General features: G+C 73.5%; 17 protein-coding genes. 13 read left to right on the top strand and 4 right to left on the bottom strand.

The window, feature by feature from the left end; translation table 11 throughout:
• The first annotated feature begins 47 nt into the window (after nt 1-47).
• The gene (locus tag ADY59_RS17300) at nt 48-257 is read left to right on the top strand and encodes a DUF3311 domain-containing protein (RefSeq protein WP_049563324.1); all 210 of its coding nucleotides are present in this window, start codon (nt 48-50) and stop codon (nt 255-257) included.
• Nucleotides 254-1,864 carry a monocarboxylate uptake permease MctP gene (gene mctP, locus ADY59_RS17305; protein ID WP_049563326.1) on the top strand — a complete coding sequence of 537 codons (1,611 nt, stop codon included), beginning with the start codon at nt 254-256 and terminating at the stop codon, nt 1,862-1,864. The genes ADY59_RS17300 and mctP overlap by 4 nt, the downstream gene beginning before the upstream one ends.
• A gap of 16 nt (nt 1,865-1,880) precedes the next feature.
• On the opposite strand, the gene ADY59_RS17310 is transcribed toward mctP, so the two are convergent.
• The gene (locus ADY59_RS17310; RefSeq protein WP_049563327.1) at nt 1,881-2,255 is read right to left on the bottom strand and encodes a DUF6285 domain-containing protein; all 375 of its coding nucleotides are present in this window, start codon (nt 2,253-2,255) and stop codon (nt 1,881-1,883) included.
• A 62-nt stretch (nt 2,256-2,317) separates the two neighbouring features.
• Here ADY59_RS17310 and ADY59_RS17315 point away from each other — a divergent pair, with 62 nt between their 5' ends.
• The 8 genes from ADY59_RS17315 to ADY59_RS17350 are packed head-to-tail and all read left to right on the top strand — an operon-like array spanning nt 2,318 to nt 11,265.
• Nucleotides 2,318-3,511 carry an acyl-CoA dehydrogenase family protein gene (locus ADY59_RS17315; RefSeq protein WP_049563329.1) on the top strand — a complete coding sequence of 398 codons (1,194 nt, stop codon included), beginning with the start codon at nt 2,318-2,320 and terminating at the stop codon, nt 3,509-3,511.
• Complete coding sequence (locus tag ADY59_RS17320; RefSeq protein ID WP_049563331.1) at nt 3,508-4,452, top strand: phosphotransferase family protein; 945 nt, start codon at nt 3,508-3,510, stop codon at nt 4,450-4,452. The genes ADY59_RS17315 and ADY59_RS17320 overlap by 4 nt, the downstream gene beginning before the upstream one ends.
• A 31-nt stretch (nt 4,453-4,483) precedes the next feature.
• Nucleotides 4,484-5,170 carry a class I SAM-dependent methyltransferase gene (locus ADY59_RS17325; protein ID WP_049563333.1) on the top strand — a complete coding sequence of 229 codons (687 nt, stop codon included), beginning with the start codon at nt 4,484-4,486 and terminating at the stop codon, nt 5,168-5,170.
• Between the two features lie 25 nt (nt 5,171-5,195).
• Nucleotides 5,196-6,599 (top strand): dihydrolipoyl dehydrogenase family protein, encoded by a 1,404-nt coding sequence (locus ADY59_RS17330; RefSeq protein ID WP_049563334.1) that lies wholly within the window; start codon nt 5,196-5,198, stop codon nt 6,597-6,599.
• A gap of 58 nt (nt 6,600-6,657) precedes the next feature.
• Nucleotides 6,658-7,458, top strand: coding sequence for a hypothetical protein (locus tag ADY59_RS17335; RefSeq protein WP_049563336.1), 801 nt, complete (start codon nt 6,658-6,660; stop codon nt 7,456-7,458).
• Nucleotides 7,455-8,552: a hypothetical protein gene (locus ADY59_RS17340; RefSeq protein ID WP_049563338.1), complete on the top strand. Its 1,098-nt coding sequence runs from the start codon at nt 7,455-7,457 to the stop codon at nt 8,550-8,552. Before ADY59_RS17335 ends, ADY59_RS17340 begins: the two co-directional genes overlap by 4 nt.
• The gene (locus ADY59_RS17345; protein WP_049563339.1) at nt 8,549-9,976 is read left to right on the top strand and encodes a hypothetical protein; all 1,428 of its coding nucleotides are present in this window, start codon (nt 8,549-8,551) and stop codon (nt 9,974-9,976) included. Before ADY59_RS17340 ends, ADY59_RS17345 begins: the two co-directional genes overlap by 4 nt.
• Nucleotides 9,967-11,265, top strand: a complete 1,299-nt coding sequence (locus ADY59_RS17350) for an AAA family ATPase (RefSeq protein ID WP_049563341.1) — start codon at nt 9,967-9,969, stop codon at nt 11,263-11,265. Before ADY59_RS17345 ends, ADY59_RS17350 begins: the two co-directional genes overlap by 10 nt.
• 32 nt (nt 11,266-11,297) lie before the next feature.
• Here ADY59_RS17350 and ADY59_RS17355 read toward each other — a convergent pair whose 3' ends face one another.
• A complete protein-coding gene (locus ADY59_RS17355) occupies nt 11,298-12,227 on the bottom strand; it encodes a GNAT family N-acetyltransferase (RefSeq protein WP_049563401.1) in 930 nt (309 codons plus the stop codon).
• Nucleotides 12,228-12,293: 66 nt separating this feature from the next.
• Here ADY59_RS17355 and ADY59_RS17360 point away from each other — a divergent pair, with 66 nt between their 5' ends.
• The 3 genes from ADY59_RS17360 to ADY59_RS17370 all read left to right on the top strand — a co-directional run bounded on the left by ADY59_RS17360 (nt 12,294) and on the right by ADY59_RS17370 (nt 13,793).
• Complete coding sequence (locus tag ADY59_RS17360; protein ID WP_049563343.1) at nt 12,294-12,611, top strand: STAS domain-containing protein; 318 nt, start codon at nt 12,294-12,296, stop codon at nt 12,609-12,611.
• An 84-nt stretch (nt 12,612-12,695) separates the two neighbouring features.
• On the top strand, nt 12,696-13,247 hold the full coding sequence (locus ADY59_RS17365) for a TetR/AcrR family transcriptional regulator (protein WP_049563344.1): 552 nt from the start codon (nt 12,696-12,698) through the stop codon (nt 13,245-13,247).
• A gap of 114 nt (nt 13,248-13,361) precedes the next feature.
• Nucleotides 13,362-13,793, top strand: a complete 432-nt coding sequence (locus tag ADY59_RS17370; RefSeq protein ID WP_049563347.1) for an ATP-binding protein — start codon at nt 13,362-13,364, stop codon at nt 13,791-13,793.
• Here ADY59_RS17370 and ADY59_RS53390 read toward each other — a convergent pair.
• Nucleotides 13,788-13,922: a hypothetical protein gene (locus tag ADY59_RS53390; protein WP_269433614.1), complete on the bottom strand. Its 135-nt coding sequence runs from the start codon at nt 13,920-13,922 to the stop codon at nt 13,788-13,790. The two genes, ADY59_RS17370 and ADY59_RS53390, sit on opposite strands and share 6 nt — an antisense overlap.
• Before the next feature lie 80 nt (nt 13,923-14,002).
• Nucleotides 14,003-14,950, bottom strand: coding sequence for a Ppx/GppA phosphatase family protein (locus ADY59_RS17375; RefSeq protein ID WP_049563348.1), 948 nt, complete (start codon nt 14,948-14,950; stop codon nt 14,003-14,005).
• Nucleotides 14,951-14,989: the final 39 nt, after the last annotated feature.

Below are 14,989 nucleotides of genomic sequence, written 5' to 3' on the forward strand. Positions count from 1 at the left end.
GGGCCGGTTCGGCGCCCCTGGCTCCTTATGTGGACGCGGAGACACCGATGACCACCCCCCGAGACACCGGGCGGCGCACCGATCGCAGCCCATGGAACTGGCTGCTGTTCGTGCCGATCGTGCTGCCCCTGCTGACGTTCCTGTTCAACTCGGACGAGCCCCGCCTGCTGGGCTTCCCGGTGTTCTACTGGCTGCAGATCGCCTTCATCGCCGTCGGCGTCGGCTGCACCACGCTCGTGTACCGGATGACGAAGTGAGCGCGCACACGACCGAGCTGGTCGTCTTCACGCTGCTGTTCCTGCTGGTGAGCGGCATGGGCTTCGTCGCCGCCCGGTGGCGGCGGCCCGACAACATCGAGTCGCTCAACGAGTGGGGGCTGGGCGGGCGCAACTTCGGCACCTGGATCACCTGGTTCCTGGTGGGCGGCGACCTCTACACCGCCTACACGTTCGTGGCCGTGCCGGCGCTGATGTTCAGCGCCGGCGCGCTCGGCTTCTACGCGCTGCCGTACACCGTGATCATCTATCCGCTGGTGTTCCTGGTGCTGGCGCGGATGTGGTCGGTGTCGCACGTGCACGGGTTCGTCACGCCGGCCGACTTCGTCCGGGCCCGGTTCGGCTCGCCGACGCTGGCGCTGCTCATCGCGATCACCGGCCTGGTGGCGACGATGCCGTACATCGCGCTGCAGCTCGTCGGCATCGAGGCGGTGCTCAAGACGATGGGCATCACCGGGCACCTGCCGATCATCATCGCCTTCGCCATCCTGGCGGCCTACACCTACCAGTCGGGGCTGCGGGCGCCGGCGCTGATCGCGTTCGTCAAGGACACGCTGATCTACGTGGTGATCCTGGCGGCCGTGATCTACATCCCGGCCAAGCTGGGCGGCTGGGGCTCGATCTTCGACGCCGCCCAGGCCAAGTTCGCGGCCTCGCCCAACCCCGCCGACGGGATCACGCTGAACGCCTCCAACCAGCTTCAGTACATCACGCTGGCCTTCGGGTCGGCGCTGGCGCTGTTCCTGTACCCGCACAGCCTCACCGGGGTGCTGGCGTCCAAGAACCGGGGCGTGATCAAGCGCAACATGTCGGCGCTGCCCGCCTACAGCTTCCTGCTCGGGCTGATCGCGCTGCTCGGGTTCATGGCCATCGCGGCCGGGACCAAGCCGGTCGTGGGGGCCAACGGGAAGGCCGACACGAACACGATCGTGCCGGCGCTGTTCGACCAGATGTTCCCCGACTGGTTCGCGGGCGTCGCCTACGCCGCGATCGGCATCGGCGCGCTGGTGCCCGCCGCGATCATGTCGATCGCCGCGGCGAACCTGTTCACCCGCAACATCTACCGCGAGTACCTGAACAAGAACGCCACCGACGCCCAGGAGGCCAAGGTCTCCAAGCTGGTGTCGCTGGTGGTCAAGGTGGGCGCGGTGCTCTGCATCCTGATGCTCGACCCGCAGTTCTCCATCGACCTGCAGCTCATCGGCGGCGTCATCATCCTGCAGACGCTGCCGTCGGTGGCGCTGGGGCTGTACACGCGGTGGTTCCACAAGGGCGGGCTGATCGCCGGGTGGGCGTTCGGGCTCGGCGCCGGCATGTGGATGCTGTACCTGATCCCGAACCCGGCCAGCGGCAAGGCGCACTTCGGCGGGTCGGCGTTCTCGCTGGGCAACTTCGGGTTCGACACGAAGATGACGATCTACGCGGGCTTCCTGGCGCTGGCGGTGAACCTGATCGTGGCGGTCCTGGGGACGTACCTGTTCCGGGCGCTGAAGGTGGCCGACGGCAAGGACGCGACCTCCCGGGACGACTACTTCGCCGACGAGGGCGACCCGAAGGTCAAGCCGATGGACCTGACGGGGACGCACTGACCCCCGGCCCGCCTCCTCACCCGGAGGCGGGCCTCTCGTCCCCTGCCAGGTATGCGGGGTTGGCGACCTCCAGCTTGGCCCGCACGGCCCTGGTCAGCAGGTCCGTGAGCCGGTCGTCGCCGTCGAAGCGGCCCTCGCGGATCGCCCGGGCCAGCTCGGCGTCGTCCGCCACGCCGAGCCCGGCCAGCCGGGCGGCGTGCTCCCCGGCCTGGGCGGGGCCGAGCCGCAGCTCCCGCTCGACCATGGCCAGCACGTTGACCGCGACGCGGGCGTGGAAGCGCGTGCGGCCGTCGACGGCGGGCAGCACGTCGGCGGCGAGGAAGTCGCGCACCGCCGCGACCAGCTCGGCGGCCGAGGGAGCGTCGTGCGGCGCGCGCTCATCACCTGTCATGAGTCGTATTCTTCCCGAACCGAACCGTTGACCGCGCAATCTTTTTCGGCTGGGATCGGGCCATGAGCTTCGCCGTCCCCGACAGCGTCCGGCCGGTCCGCGACGCCGTCCACGCGTTCATGACCGAGCGGGTCGAGCCGTCGGAGCGGGTGCTGCACGAAGGCGGGGAGGCCGCCGCGGCGACCCTGCGCGAGCTGCGCGAGGAGGCCAAGAAGGAGGGCCTGTGGGCGCTCGGGCATCCGCGCGAGCTGGGCGGCGGCGGGCTGCCGTTCCTCGACTACGTGTACGTGAACGAGGTGCAGGGGCGCAGCGAGTTCGGGCAGCTCGTCCTGGGCACGTTCACCCTCCAGGACTCGCTGATGCTGCACGAGCACGCCTCCGCCGAGCAGCGGGAGCGCTATCTGATGCCGCTGGTGCGCGGCGACATCTCGCCCAGCTTCGCGATGACCGAGCCGGACGTGTCCAGCAGCGATCCCACCCAGATCATGACCACCGCGGCGCTCGACGGGGACGAGTGGGTGATCAACGGGCACAAGTGGTTCACCACGGGCGCCTCGCAGGCCGCGTACACGACGGTGATGTGCCGCACCGAGGGCGGCCAGGCGCCGCCGCACCTGGCCTTCTCGATGATCCTGGTGCCGACCGGGACGCCCGGCTACAACATCGTCCGCGAGACGCCGGTGCTCGGGCTCGGCGGGGCGCACTGCGAGGTGCGCTACGAGGACGTGCGGGTGCCGGCCGGGAACCTGCTCGGCGCCAGGGGGCAGGGGTTCGTGATCGCGCAGCGGCGGCTGGGGCCGGGGCGGATCTTCCACTGCATGCGGTGGCTGGGACAGGCGCAGCGGGCGTTCGACCTGATGTGCCGGCGGCTGCACGAGCGGACCGCGTTCAGCGAGCCACTGGCCAAGAAGCAGCTCATGCGGGAGCACGTGTTCGACTCCTACGCCGAGATCCAGGCCGCCCGGCTGCTCACCCTGCACGCGGCGGAGGCGGTGGACTCGGGCGGCGACGCGCGGGTGGAGATCGGCGCGATCAAGGTGGTGGGCGCCCGGATGCTGCACAACGTGATCGACCGGGCGATCCAGGTGTACGGCGCGGCGGGGCTCACCCCGGACACGCCGCTCGACCGGATGTACCGGCACGCGCGCGCCGGGCGGATCTACGACGGGCCCGACGAGGTGCACATCGACTCGGTGGGGCGACGGGTGCTCGGGGTGTACGCGGCGGGCGGCAACTGGGAGTTCGGACTGCGATGACCGATCCGGACGCGATCGTGCGGGAGGTGTTCGGCGCTGCAGCGCGCGTGGCGTCCCGGGCCAGGCTGTCCGGCGGGGCGTCCCGCGAGACGTGGTCCCTGGACGTGATCGACGCCGCCGACCGGCGGCACGAGCTGGTCCTGCGCCTGGGGGGCACGGGTGACGCCCTGGCCGATCAGATCGGTGGCCGGGCAGGCGGCGGACCGGCCGGTGAGGCGGCGCTGCTGCGGGACGCCCGCCGGGCCGGGGTGCCGGTGCCCGGGGTGGTGGCCGCCACGGACACGTACCTGATCATGACGCGCGTCGAGGGTGAGACGATCCCGAGGCGGATCCTGCGCGACGACCTCTACCGGGAGGCCCGGCCCAGGCTGGCGGCGCAGTGCGGGCAGGCGCTGGCCGCCATCCACCGGATGCCCGTCCCCGCCGGGGCCGTGGCCGATCCGCTGCGCCGGTGGCGGGACGTGCTTGACCTCACCGGGCAGCCGCATCCCGTGTTCGAGCTCGCCTTCCGGCGGCTGGCAGGCACCCGCCCGGCCGCCACCGGGCGCGTCCTGGTGCACGGCGACTTCCGCAACGGCAACCTGATCGTCGGCCCGGAGGGCGTGCGGGCGGTGCTCGACTGGGAGCTCGCCCACGCCGGCGACCCCCTGGAGGACCTCGGCTGGCTGTGCGTCAAGGCGTGGCGGTTCGGCGCGGCGCCGCCCGTGGGCGGGTTCGGCCACTACGACGACCTGGTCGGCGCGTACGAGAAGGCGGGCGGCCACCCCGTCGACCGGGACGCGCTGCGCTGGTGGGAGACGTTCGGGGTGCTGAAGTGGGGCGTCATCTGCGTGATGCAGGCGATGCGGCACCTGCGCGGCGGGGAGCGGTCGGTGGAACTGGCGGCGATCGGCCGGCGGGTGTGCGAGAACGAGTGGGATCTGCTGGACATGCTGGACTGACATCGGCGCGATGCTCGTTTAGCGTCGGATCATGACGATCAGGCCCAACAGCGGCACCGGCACCGGACCCATCACCCCCGACGGCTCCTCCGTGAACTTCTACCGGCTGGTGCCGGCCCGCGGCGAGCCCGAGATCGTCGCCGGGGTGGTGCCGCCCGGCGGCTCGATCCTGGACCTGGGCGCGGGCATCGGCCGGATCGCGCACCCGCTGATCGAGCTCGGCTACGAGGTGGTCGCGGTGGACGAGTCGGCCGAGATGCTGGCGCACGTGCGCGGCGCGCCCACCGTGCGCTCCCGCATCCAGGGGCTGGACCTGGGGCGGCGCTTCGACGGCGTGCTGCTGGCCTCCCAGCTCGTGCACACCGCGGACGAGGAGGGGCGGCAGGGCCTGCTGGAGACGTGCGCGCGGCACGTCGCGCCGGACGGGTCGGTGGTGATCCAGTGGACGCCGCCGGAGCGGCACGACGCCTGGGAGGTGGGCCGGGGCCGGACCGACGGCGGCCTCCGGCTGGAGCTGGCCGCCCTGGAACGGGTCGCGCCCGGGGTGTTCGACGCGACCATGCGCTACTCGCACGAGGGGAACGTGTGGACGCAGTCGTTCACCTCGCGGCGGCTGAGCGACGAGGACCTGGCCGAGGCGCTGGCGGACGCCGGGCTGCGGCTCGACAGGTTCCTCACCGAGGACCGGACCTGGCTGAGGGCCGCTCCGGGCGGCTGACACACTGGGTCGTCAGGAGGTGGTCATGTCCGAGGAGTACGACGTCATCGTGATCGGCGCCGGTCCGGCCGGCGAGAACGTGGCGGACCGGGCCGTGCGCGGGGGGCTGTCGGCGGCGATCGTGGAGGACCGGCTGGCGGGCGGTGAGTGTTCCTACTGGGCCTGCATCCCCAGCAAGGCGCTGCTGCGGCCGGTGGAGCTGGCGGCCGACGTCGGGCGGGTGCCCGGCCTGTCGCTGGGGCCGATCGACGCGGCCGCGGTGCTGGCCCGGCGCGACGAGGCGGTGTCGCGCTACGACGACTCCGGCCAGGTCGGCTGGATCGAGGGGCTGCCGGCCGCGTACGTGCGCGGGCGCGGCCGGCTCGACGGCCCGAAGCGGGTGCGGGTCGCCATGCCCGGCGGGGCGGAGCGGGTGCTGACCGCGCGGCACGCCGTCGTGCTGGCCACCGGCACGACGGCGTCGGTGCCGCCGGTGCCCGGCCTGCGTGAGGCGCGGCCGTGGACCAGCCACGAGGTGACCGCGGCCACGTCCGTGCCGGAGCGGCTGGTCGTCATCGGCGGCGGCGTGGTGGCGTGCGAGATGGCCCAGGCCATGCACGGCCTCGGCGCCCGGCGGACGACCGTGCTCGTGCGCGGCGGCGGGCTGCTGGAGCGGATGGAGCCGTTCGCGGGCGAGCTGCTGGCCGAGTCGTTCGCCGCGGCCGGCATCGACGTGCGCACCGGCACCGAGACGGTGCGGGTCGAGCGGCCGGAGCCGGATGGGCCGGTGACGGTGCACCTGCCGGAGGGGCCGCCGCTGGAGGCCGACGAGCTGCTCGTCGCGACCGGCCGCCGGGCCGCCACCGAGGGGCTGGGACTGGACAGCGTGGGGCTGCCCGGCGGGCCGGTCGAGGTGGACGACAGCCTGCGGGTGCCGGGCACGGACTGGCTGTACGCGGTCGGCGACGTCAACGGGCGCAACCTGCTCACCCACATGGGGAAATACCAGGCCAGGGTGTGTGGTGACGTGATCGCCGCCCGCGCCGGGGGGTCGCCCGACGACCTGCCCGCGCTGCGGGCGAGCGCCGACGGCTTCGGGGCGCCGCAGGTGGTGTTCACCGACCCGCAGATCTGCGCCGTCGGCCGGACCGAGGCCGCCGCCCGGCGCGACGGCTTCCGGGTGCGGGTGGTGGAGTACGACCTGGCGTCGGTCTCGGGCGCCTACCTGCTGGGAGAGGGATACCGGGGGCGGGCCAAGGCGGTCGTGGACGAGGACCGGCGGGTGCTGCTCGGCCTCACGTTCGCCGGGCCGGGCACGGCCGAACTGCTGCACGCGGCGACGATCGCGGTCACCGCCGAGGTGCCGCTGGAGCGGCTCTGGCACGCGGTGCCGGCTTTCCCCACGGTGAGCGAGGTCTGGCTGCGGCTCCTGGAGGCGTACGGCCTCTGAAGTCCTGCGATTGCCGGTAATTGCTGGTAATTACTGGAACTGTTGGTACAGTCGCGCCATGAGTGACCGGCTGGACGATCTCGAAAGGCGGATCGACGAGCTCCGGGCCGGTGTCCGTACGGCGATGCGCGGCCGGGACACGGCCTCGGCCCGCACCCTGCGCGCCGAGCTCCGCACCGCGGAGCGCGCCTGGGACGCGCTGGTCAGCACCCCCGGTGAGCCCGCGAAGGCGGCCTCGCCGGGGCGCGGCGACGGGCTGCGGCTGGTCACCGTGCGCGAGCAGGTGCACCAGGCGCTGGCGCTGCTGGACGCGCCCGCGCAGGCGCGGCTGATCGTCGCCGTGAGCCAGGCGTTCTTCGCCGGCACCCTGCGCAGTGCCCAGCTCACCAGCCTGCGCCGCGACGAGGAGCGCTCGTTCCGGTCCTCGCCGTACGGCAGGCCGTACTACCTGTGCGCGGCCCTGACCGACCGCCTCTCCCCCGCGCGCGCCCTGCTCACGCTCAGCACCTGGCCGGTGGAGCGCCGGGTCGTCGGGCCGCTCAGCCCGCGCGTCGACTTCCTGACCGGCGCCGTCCGGGTCGCCGGGCGCCTGGAGGAGCTCGGCGAGCCGCCGCCGGAGGCCGAACGGCTGCTGGCCAGGATGGCGCGCAACATCCCGGGCGCCGGCGGCGACGGGCTGGGCCCGCCCGACCCGGCGCGGGTGGCCGGGGCGGCCCGGCGGGAGCTGGCGGTGCACGCGGCGCGCGACGCGCGGGACCGGCAGGAGCTGGCCGGTCGCGCGACATCCCAGCTCGGTGACGTGGCAAGACTGTTCGGCGCCGCTACGCTGAACACCGTCGCAAGATCAGGAGACCGATGAACCGGCTTGACGCGTTGCGCGGCACGACGCCGCCGAAGCCGCATGACGCCCGGGCGATCGCCGCGCTGGCGGCCAACCCCGGCTGCGCCCGCCGGGCGCTGATGGACGGCGCCGGGATCGACAAGGGCGCCGCCGCGCGCCACCTGGGCTTCCCCGCGCCGTTCGGGCAGTCGCCGTTCGCGATCACGCGCGGCAACGCGTTCGAGGCGCTGGTGAAGGCCGACGGGTGCGCCGAGCTGCTGCGGATGCTGCGCGAGCTGCTCGGCCTGCCGATCGCCGAGGTCGCCTACCACGACGTGGAGAACGTCGGCGCGCACCTGCGTCACACCCACACCCGCGCGCTCATCGACCGCGCGGTCCGGGACGAGGACGCGGGCACCGTCTACGACCATCCGCTGTTCACGCTGGAGATCGCCGGGCACACCGCCTATCTGGAGCCGGACGTGGTGGCGTTCCAGCTCGGCGGCCGCTTCCACATCGTGGAGATCAAGTCGTTCGCGGTGATCGACGGGCAGGCCGACCCGGCGGCGGCAGCGGCGGCGGCCCGGCAGGCGGCCGTCTACGTGCTGGCGCTGCGCGGGCAGCTGGAGGAGCTGGGGCACGACCCGCTGCGCGTCTCGCACGAGGTGGTGCTGGTCTGCCCCGAGAACTTCGCCAACCGGCCCGTCGCGACGCTGGTCGACGTGCGCAGGCAGCTCGCCGTGCTGCGCCGCCAGCTCGCCCGCATGACGGGCCTCGACCGGCTGCTCGACGCGCTGCCCGAGGGGCTCACGTTCGACCTGATGCCGGACGCCGACGGGCTGCCGTCCCGGCCGGTGGCCGAGCTGGCCGACGCGGTGCGCGGGGCGGCGGCCCGTTACGCGCCCGACTGCCTGTCCACCTGCGACCTGTGCTTCTTCTGCCGTGACGAGGCCCGCCAGGAGGGCGCCTCCGACCTGCTGGGCCGGCACGTCCGCGACGAGCTGGGCGGCGTCGCCTCCGTCGGCGAGGCGCTGGCCCTGGCCGACGGCGTGCGCGCCCCGGCCGACGGCCAGGAGGAGATCGCCCGCCTGCTGCGCGGCGCCGAACGGCTGCGCAGGGAGTGCCTGACGTGAGCCTGCTCACCTCGCTGGCCCGGCTGCGGGCCGTGGAAGCGGGCCGGGCGCAGCCGATCGCGACCGTGCGCCACTGTCACCTGTCCGAGCGGCCGATGGTGTTCATCCCGCTGAAGCTGTCCGGGGAGGCGGCCGCGCCGCTGGCCGCCATGCTCGGCACCGACCGCGACGCGCCCCGGCTGCTGGTGGTGACCCAGCCGCGCAACCGCGACCTGCGCTTCGCCTGGGCGGCCGAGCTGGCCGGGGAGCTGGTGCCGTACATCGGCAGCTTCGCGGGCAGCACCGAGACGGTGGAGCGCAGGAACGCCGACCCGTACGAGCGGGCGCTGGACGCGCCGCAGCTGCTGCTGCCGAACCGGGCGGGCGTGGCGTTCACCCGGCTGCTGGGCCGCTCCACCCGCTTCCGCCGCACCGACGGCCCGTACCCGGTGCCGCAGGGGGTGCCGCTGCTGGGCCGCTGGCTGACGTACTTCGCCGAGCGGGCCGCCCACCCGGGCTCGTCGCTGACCATGGCCGCGACGGACGAGCTGGGCCGGCACTGGGCGAGCGGGCAGAGCGCGCTGGAGGACGCGAACCTGGCGGCGCTGGTCGCCTGGATCACCACCGGGCCGGCCGACGACGCCGAGGACCCGCTGATCTGGCCGCCCGCCGGCCCGGCGACCGATCCCGGGTTCGACGCCGAGGTGCTGGCGCCGGCGATGGAGAGCGAGTCCGCCGAGCGCATCACCGAGGCGCTGCGCACCCAGCTCGCCCCCACCTGGCGGCTCATGTGGCAGGCGGTCGACCTGCTGCGCGCGCTGGAGCCGGGCGCGTCCGTCGCCCAGCGGTGGGAGCAGGACCGGGCCTCGTTCAGCGGCATGGCCGCGCAGATCGGTGAGGGCGCGCCGCCGCAGGCCCGGCGTGACGGCGCGGTGGCCGCCGCCGCCCGCCTGGCCCGCATGGAACGCGCCCAGGCCGCCTACGACGTGCAGCGCGCCTACGACGACCCGCTCGTCATGGCCGAATACCGGCTGACCGGCGAGGCGTTCGCGGGCGAGGTCGTCGAGACCGTCCCGGACAACACCGAGGGCGAGGGCCGCTCGCGCAAGCTGCGCCCGCTCGTGGTGGTCAAGACCGACGATCCGGTACGGATCCCGCCCGGCACGGCGCTGGGCACGCCGCAGCGGCGCGGGCAGGGCGCGGAGCTCGTGTCGGCGGACGGCGGCCAGGTCACCCTCAAGATCACCAAGGGCATGGGCCGGGGCAGGACGCCCACGCCGGGCGCGGTCCCGGAGACCGGCGAGCGGGTCTGCTACACCTCGCTCACCGACGACTTCCAGGGCGCGCCGGCGCTGCCGGAGGCCGAGGCCACGCCGTGGACGCACGGCGGGCCGCCGCCGGCCTACGTGCCCGCCGACGAGGACGCCCGGGAGGAATGGTCGTGACCGAACCCACGCCCGAGCAGGTCATCAGGGCCGTGCTCGACGACCTGCCGCGCCACCGGGGCGTGGTGGTCGACTCGCCGCCGGGCGCGGGCAAGTCCACGCTGGTCGTCCGGGCCGCCGCGCACCTCGCCGCGACCGGCGAGCCGCTGATGATCGTCGCGCAGACCAACGAGCAGGTCGACGACCTGGTGACGCGCCTGTGCGACAAGCATCCGGACCTGACCGTCGGCAGGCTGTCGGCCGGCGGCTACGTGGCCCCGGCGCGGCTGCTGGACCTGCCCGGCGTCACCGTCGGCACCCGCGTCCAGGACCTCGGCGACCCGGACATCGTCATCGCGACCGCCGACAAGTGGGCGTGGATCGCGGGCCGGACGTGGCCGTGGGCGATCGTCGACGAGGCCTACCAGATGCGCTCGGACAAGCTGCTGCGCATCGCCGGGCTGTTCGAGCGGGCGCTGTTCGTGGGCGATCCGGGGCAGCTCGACCCGTTCTCGATCGTCGACGGCGACCGGTGGTCCGGGCTGTCGTGGGACCCGCTGCAGAGCGCGGTGTCGGTGCTGCTGCGGCACAACCCGGACCTGCCGGTGCACCGGCTGCCGGTGTCGTGGCGGCTGCCCGCGTCGGCGGCGCCGGTGGTGTCGCGGGCGTTCTACCCGTTCACCGGGTTCCGCTCGGGCACCGGGCCGGGCGAGCGGCGGCTGGAGCTGGCCACCGGCGGCATGGGCACCGTGCACGACCGGGCGCTGGAGGAGGCCGCCCACTCCGGGTGGGCGCTGCTGGAGCTGCCGAACCGGCACACCGTGCGCACCGACGGCGAGGCTGTCGAGGCGGTGGCGCTGCTGGCCGCGCGGCTGCTGCAGCGCGGCGCGGTCGCGGGCTCGGAGCAGGGCGAGCGGCCGGTGACGGCGGACCGGATCGCCGTCGGCGCGGCGCACCGCGACCAGGTGGCGGCGATCCGCGCGGCCGGGCTGCCGCCGGAGATCACCGTCGACACCGCCAACCGGCTGCAGGGCCGCGAGTACGACGTGACGATCGTGCTGCACCCGCTGTCGGGGCGGCGCGACGCCACCGCGTTCCATCTGGAGTCGGGGCGGCTGTGCGTGCTGGCGTCACGGCACCGGCACGCCTGCGTGGTCGTGGCCAGGGCGGGCATCGCCGAGCTGCTCGACGCCCATCCGTCGGCCGAGCCGGTGCGGCTGGGCGCGCCGGTGAAGTTCCCCGACGGCTGGGAGGCCAACCAGGCGGTGCTCGACCACCTGGCCGGGCACCGGGTCCAGACCGGATCCTGACCTGCCTGACCTGCCTGACCTGCCTGACCTGCTCAGACTTGGCGCCGCCACACGTCGATGACCATGACGGGGCGCATGCCGGCCGACTCGTACAGGCCCAGGGCGGGCGTGGTGTTGTTGGAGTCGACGTGCAGGATCGTGCCCTTGCGGCCTCGGGCGGCGTCGGCGGCGAAGGCGTGGCGCAGCAGGAACCTGCCCAGGCCGCGTCCCCGGAAGGCGGGCAGCACCGCGAGCGTGGCGACGTAGCCGCAGCCCTCGTCGGCGGCGAACTGGTCGTTGCCGATGCACACCGCGGCCGGCTCGCCGTCGACGCTGACGAGCGTGAGCTGGCTCCAGTCGGTGGCGTTGTGCGCCTGGCGGCGCTCGTACCAGTGGTCGTAGCCGGAGGGGGTGAAGCCGAAGTGGTCGGCGAAGCCCTCCTGGTGGACGCGGTGCGCCCGGCGGCGGACGTCGTCGCTCTCCCCCGTCTCCAGCGTGAGGCCGGCCGGCACGGGCGGCGGCTCGACGGGGCCGTCGAAGTCGGCGCGCATCCGGTAGAAGCTGGTGCCGGGCTCGAAGCCGTAGCTCCGGACGAGTGCCCGCTGGGCCTCGTCGGTGCGGTAGACGCCGACGTCGGCGGAGGCCGAGGCGTGGCCGCGCGCGCGGCCCAGCTCCGCGGCGCGGCCGAGCACCAGCGGCCACAGCCGCTCCGCCAGCCCCGTCACGCCGGGGCGGACGATCACCTCGACGTCGACCACGTCGCCGTCGCCGGAGGCGCACGCCCACGCCCAGCCGTCCGGCCGGCCGTCGGCGCCGCGCGCCAGCCAGCCGTCCGCGCCGAGGTCGAAGGCAGGCTCGGCCAGCTCGCCCAGGACGTCGTCGAGCGTCACGTCGGGCACGCCGAGCACCGCGACGTCGCGCGCGACGATGAGCTCGTGGATCGCGGCGGCGTCCTCGCGACGCGGCCGGCTGAGGGTGTGCATGCCGCGATTCTTCACAAGTAGCCTGCCGCCCGCCTCTCATTTTCCGGCCGGGGCTACTCTGAGAGCGTGCCCGGTAAGACACCTCTGACCGTGGACGTCGTCTCGCGTGACGCGACGACGACCCGAGTCGCGCTCAGCGGCGACCTCGACTACGACAGCGCCCCGGAGCTGGCCGAGCTGTCGGACGGCGACTGGCGGCGGCTCGACCTGGACCTGTCGGGGGTGACGTTCGTCGACTCGTCGGGGCTGGCCGCGCTGGTGCGCCTCTGGCAGCGGGCCGGCGACGCCGGGGCCGAGCTGCGTCTGGTCGCGGTGACGCCTTATCTGCGCGGGCTGCTCCGGATGACGGCGCTCGACCGGCTGTTCGGGCTGCCGCCCGGCTGAGCGGATCTTCCTTACTTGCCGACCGGCTAGTAGCACTCGTAGACTGGGACTCCAACACCCCCGGACAGTCAAGACAGGTGCGTTTTGCGGGAAGACACCCGGTCCCGGATCCAGGAGATCGCGCTCGGCCTCTTCATCGAGCAGGGCTACGAGGCGACCTCGCTGCGGGAGATCGCCGAGCGGCTCGGCGTCACCAAGGCCGCGCTCTACTACCACTTCAAGACCAAGGACGACATCGTCGCCAGCCTGGCCGGCCTGCGGGTGGCCGAGCTGGAAGAGCTGCTGGAGTGGGCCAGGGCGCAGCCGAAGACTCCCGGGATGCGGCGCGAGCTGGTGCTGCGTTACGCCGAGCGGCTGCGGCACCCGCGCTACCTGGAGGTGGCCCGCTTCCTGGAGCGCAACCAGACCGCGCTGCGCGACCACCCGAAGATCCTGCGGCTGCGCGAGGTGCTGCTGGAGATGGTCTCGGCGATGAGCGAGCCGGGCACCCCGGCGGTCACCCGGGTCAGCCGTTCGATGGCGCTGTTCACGCTGCACGCGCCGAAGTGGATCCGGCACGACGAGACCATCACCGAGGAGGAGGCGGCCGCGGCCTCGCTGGAGGTGGCCCTCCGGCTCCTGGAGCCGGCCGACTGAGAGCCGGTTTTCCGCCGCCCGAGCAGGGCGGGACCGGCTGTGCCCGGCCCGTCCCGGATTTGGCCGCCGGATCTTGGGCAGGGGGCTTGCAGGGTCGAGACGGGAGGAGACGCCGTGGAGGCGACGATAGCGCTCCGGCTGCCGAGGGACGCGGCGAGTGTCCCACTGATCAGGCGGTTGTTCGACGGCACGCTACGGTCTCTGGGCGTCGAACCGCAGATTCGCGACGACATCGAGCTCATGCTCTCCGAGGCGTGCTCCAACGTGATCAGGCACGCCGAGCCCAGCGACGAGTACATGGTCAGCGCGGGCGTCCACGACGACCTGTGCGTGATCCGGGTGGTCGACACCGGTGACGGCTTCGACCCGGAGGCCGTCAAGCCCTCATCGCCGGGCGCGGAGCACGGGCGCGGCCTGCAGATCATGCGGGCGCTGGCCGACGACGTGCGCTTCATCAACAAGCCGGAGGAAGGCGCCGTGGTGTGCCTGGAGAAGAGGCTGCGCTACAGCCCGGGTGCCGCGGGGCCGCACTTCATGGCGTCATGACTCCCTGGCCGTCAGGCTCGCCAGCAGCGCGAGCCAGATGAGCACGACCACCGAGATGAGGACCACGGCCAGGAACGACAGGGAGAAGGCGATCACCAGCGAGGCGATCGCGCTGAGCAGTGCCCACATCTGGAAACAATTGCCCGAATAACATCCTTTGATGCAGTTTCAGCCCGGTCAGTTGGGCGTTATAGGACGATATTTCGCCCTTACCTGGTGGCGTCGAGACGGCCGGGCAGCAGGTCGAGCCGGCGCAGTATGACGCCCTCGCGCAGCGCCCACGGGCACACCTCCAGCCGCTTCACCTCGAACAGGTCCATGACCGCGTCGGCCACGACCGCACCGGCCGCGAGCTGCTCGGCCCGCCCTTCCGACACCCCGGACAGCGCCGCCCGCTCGGCCGAGCCCATCGTGGTCAGCTTGACCGCCCAGTCGGCCATGTCCTGGCGCGTCAGCGAGCGCGGCACGTACACGCCATCGCTGCTGGGGGCGGCGCCCGCGATCCTGGCGAGCTGCTTGAACGTCTTGGAGGTGGCGACCGCGCGGTTGGGCTCGCCGAAGCGGACGACGTCGCCGACGGTGCGGGCCACCTCGGCGCGCACGTGCCGGCGCAGGCCCCGCAGCTCCTCGGCGTCCGGCGGGTCGGCGCGCAGCCGGTCGCGGGTCAGCCGCCCGGCGCCGAGCGGCAGCGACACCGCGACGTCGGGCTCCTCGTCGACGCCGCAGGCGATCTCCAGCGAGCCGCCGCCGATGTCGAAGGCCAGCAGCCTCCCCGACGACCAGCCGAACCAGCGCCGCACGGCCAGGAACGTCAGCCTGGCCTCGTCGCTGCCGGACAGCACCTCGATGTGCACCCCGCAGCGCTCGTCGATCGCGGCCAGCACCTGCTCGCCGTTGGCCGCCTCGCGCACGGCGGAGGTGGCGAAGGCGACCAGGTCCTCGACGCCCTTGTCCTCGGCCAGGCGGACGGCCTCCCCGACGAACGCGCCGAGCCGCTCGACACCCTCTTGGGACAGGTGGTTGCGCTCGTCGAGGTGCTCGGTCAGGCGCAGCTCCTCCTTGTGGGAGAAGGCGGGGATCGGCCGGGCGCCGCGGTGGGCGTCGACGACGAGAAGGTGGACGGTGTTCGAGCCGATGTCCAGCACGCCGAGTCGCATGGCAGGAACGCTACAGGAACGCTACGGGAACGCTGCACG

This window comes from Nonomuraea sp. SBT364, from assembly GCF_001083785.1.
Taxonomy (GTDB): domain Bacteria; phylum Actinomycetota; class Actinomycetes; order Streptosporangiales; family Streptosporangiaceae; genus Nonomuraea.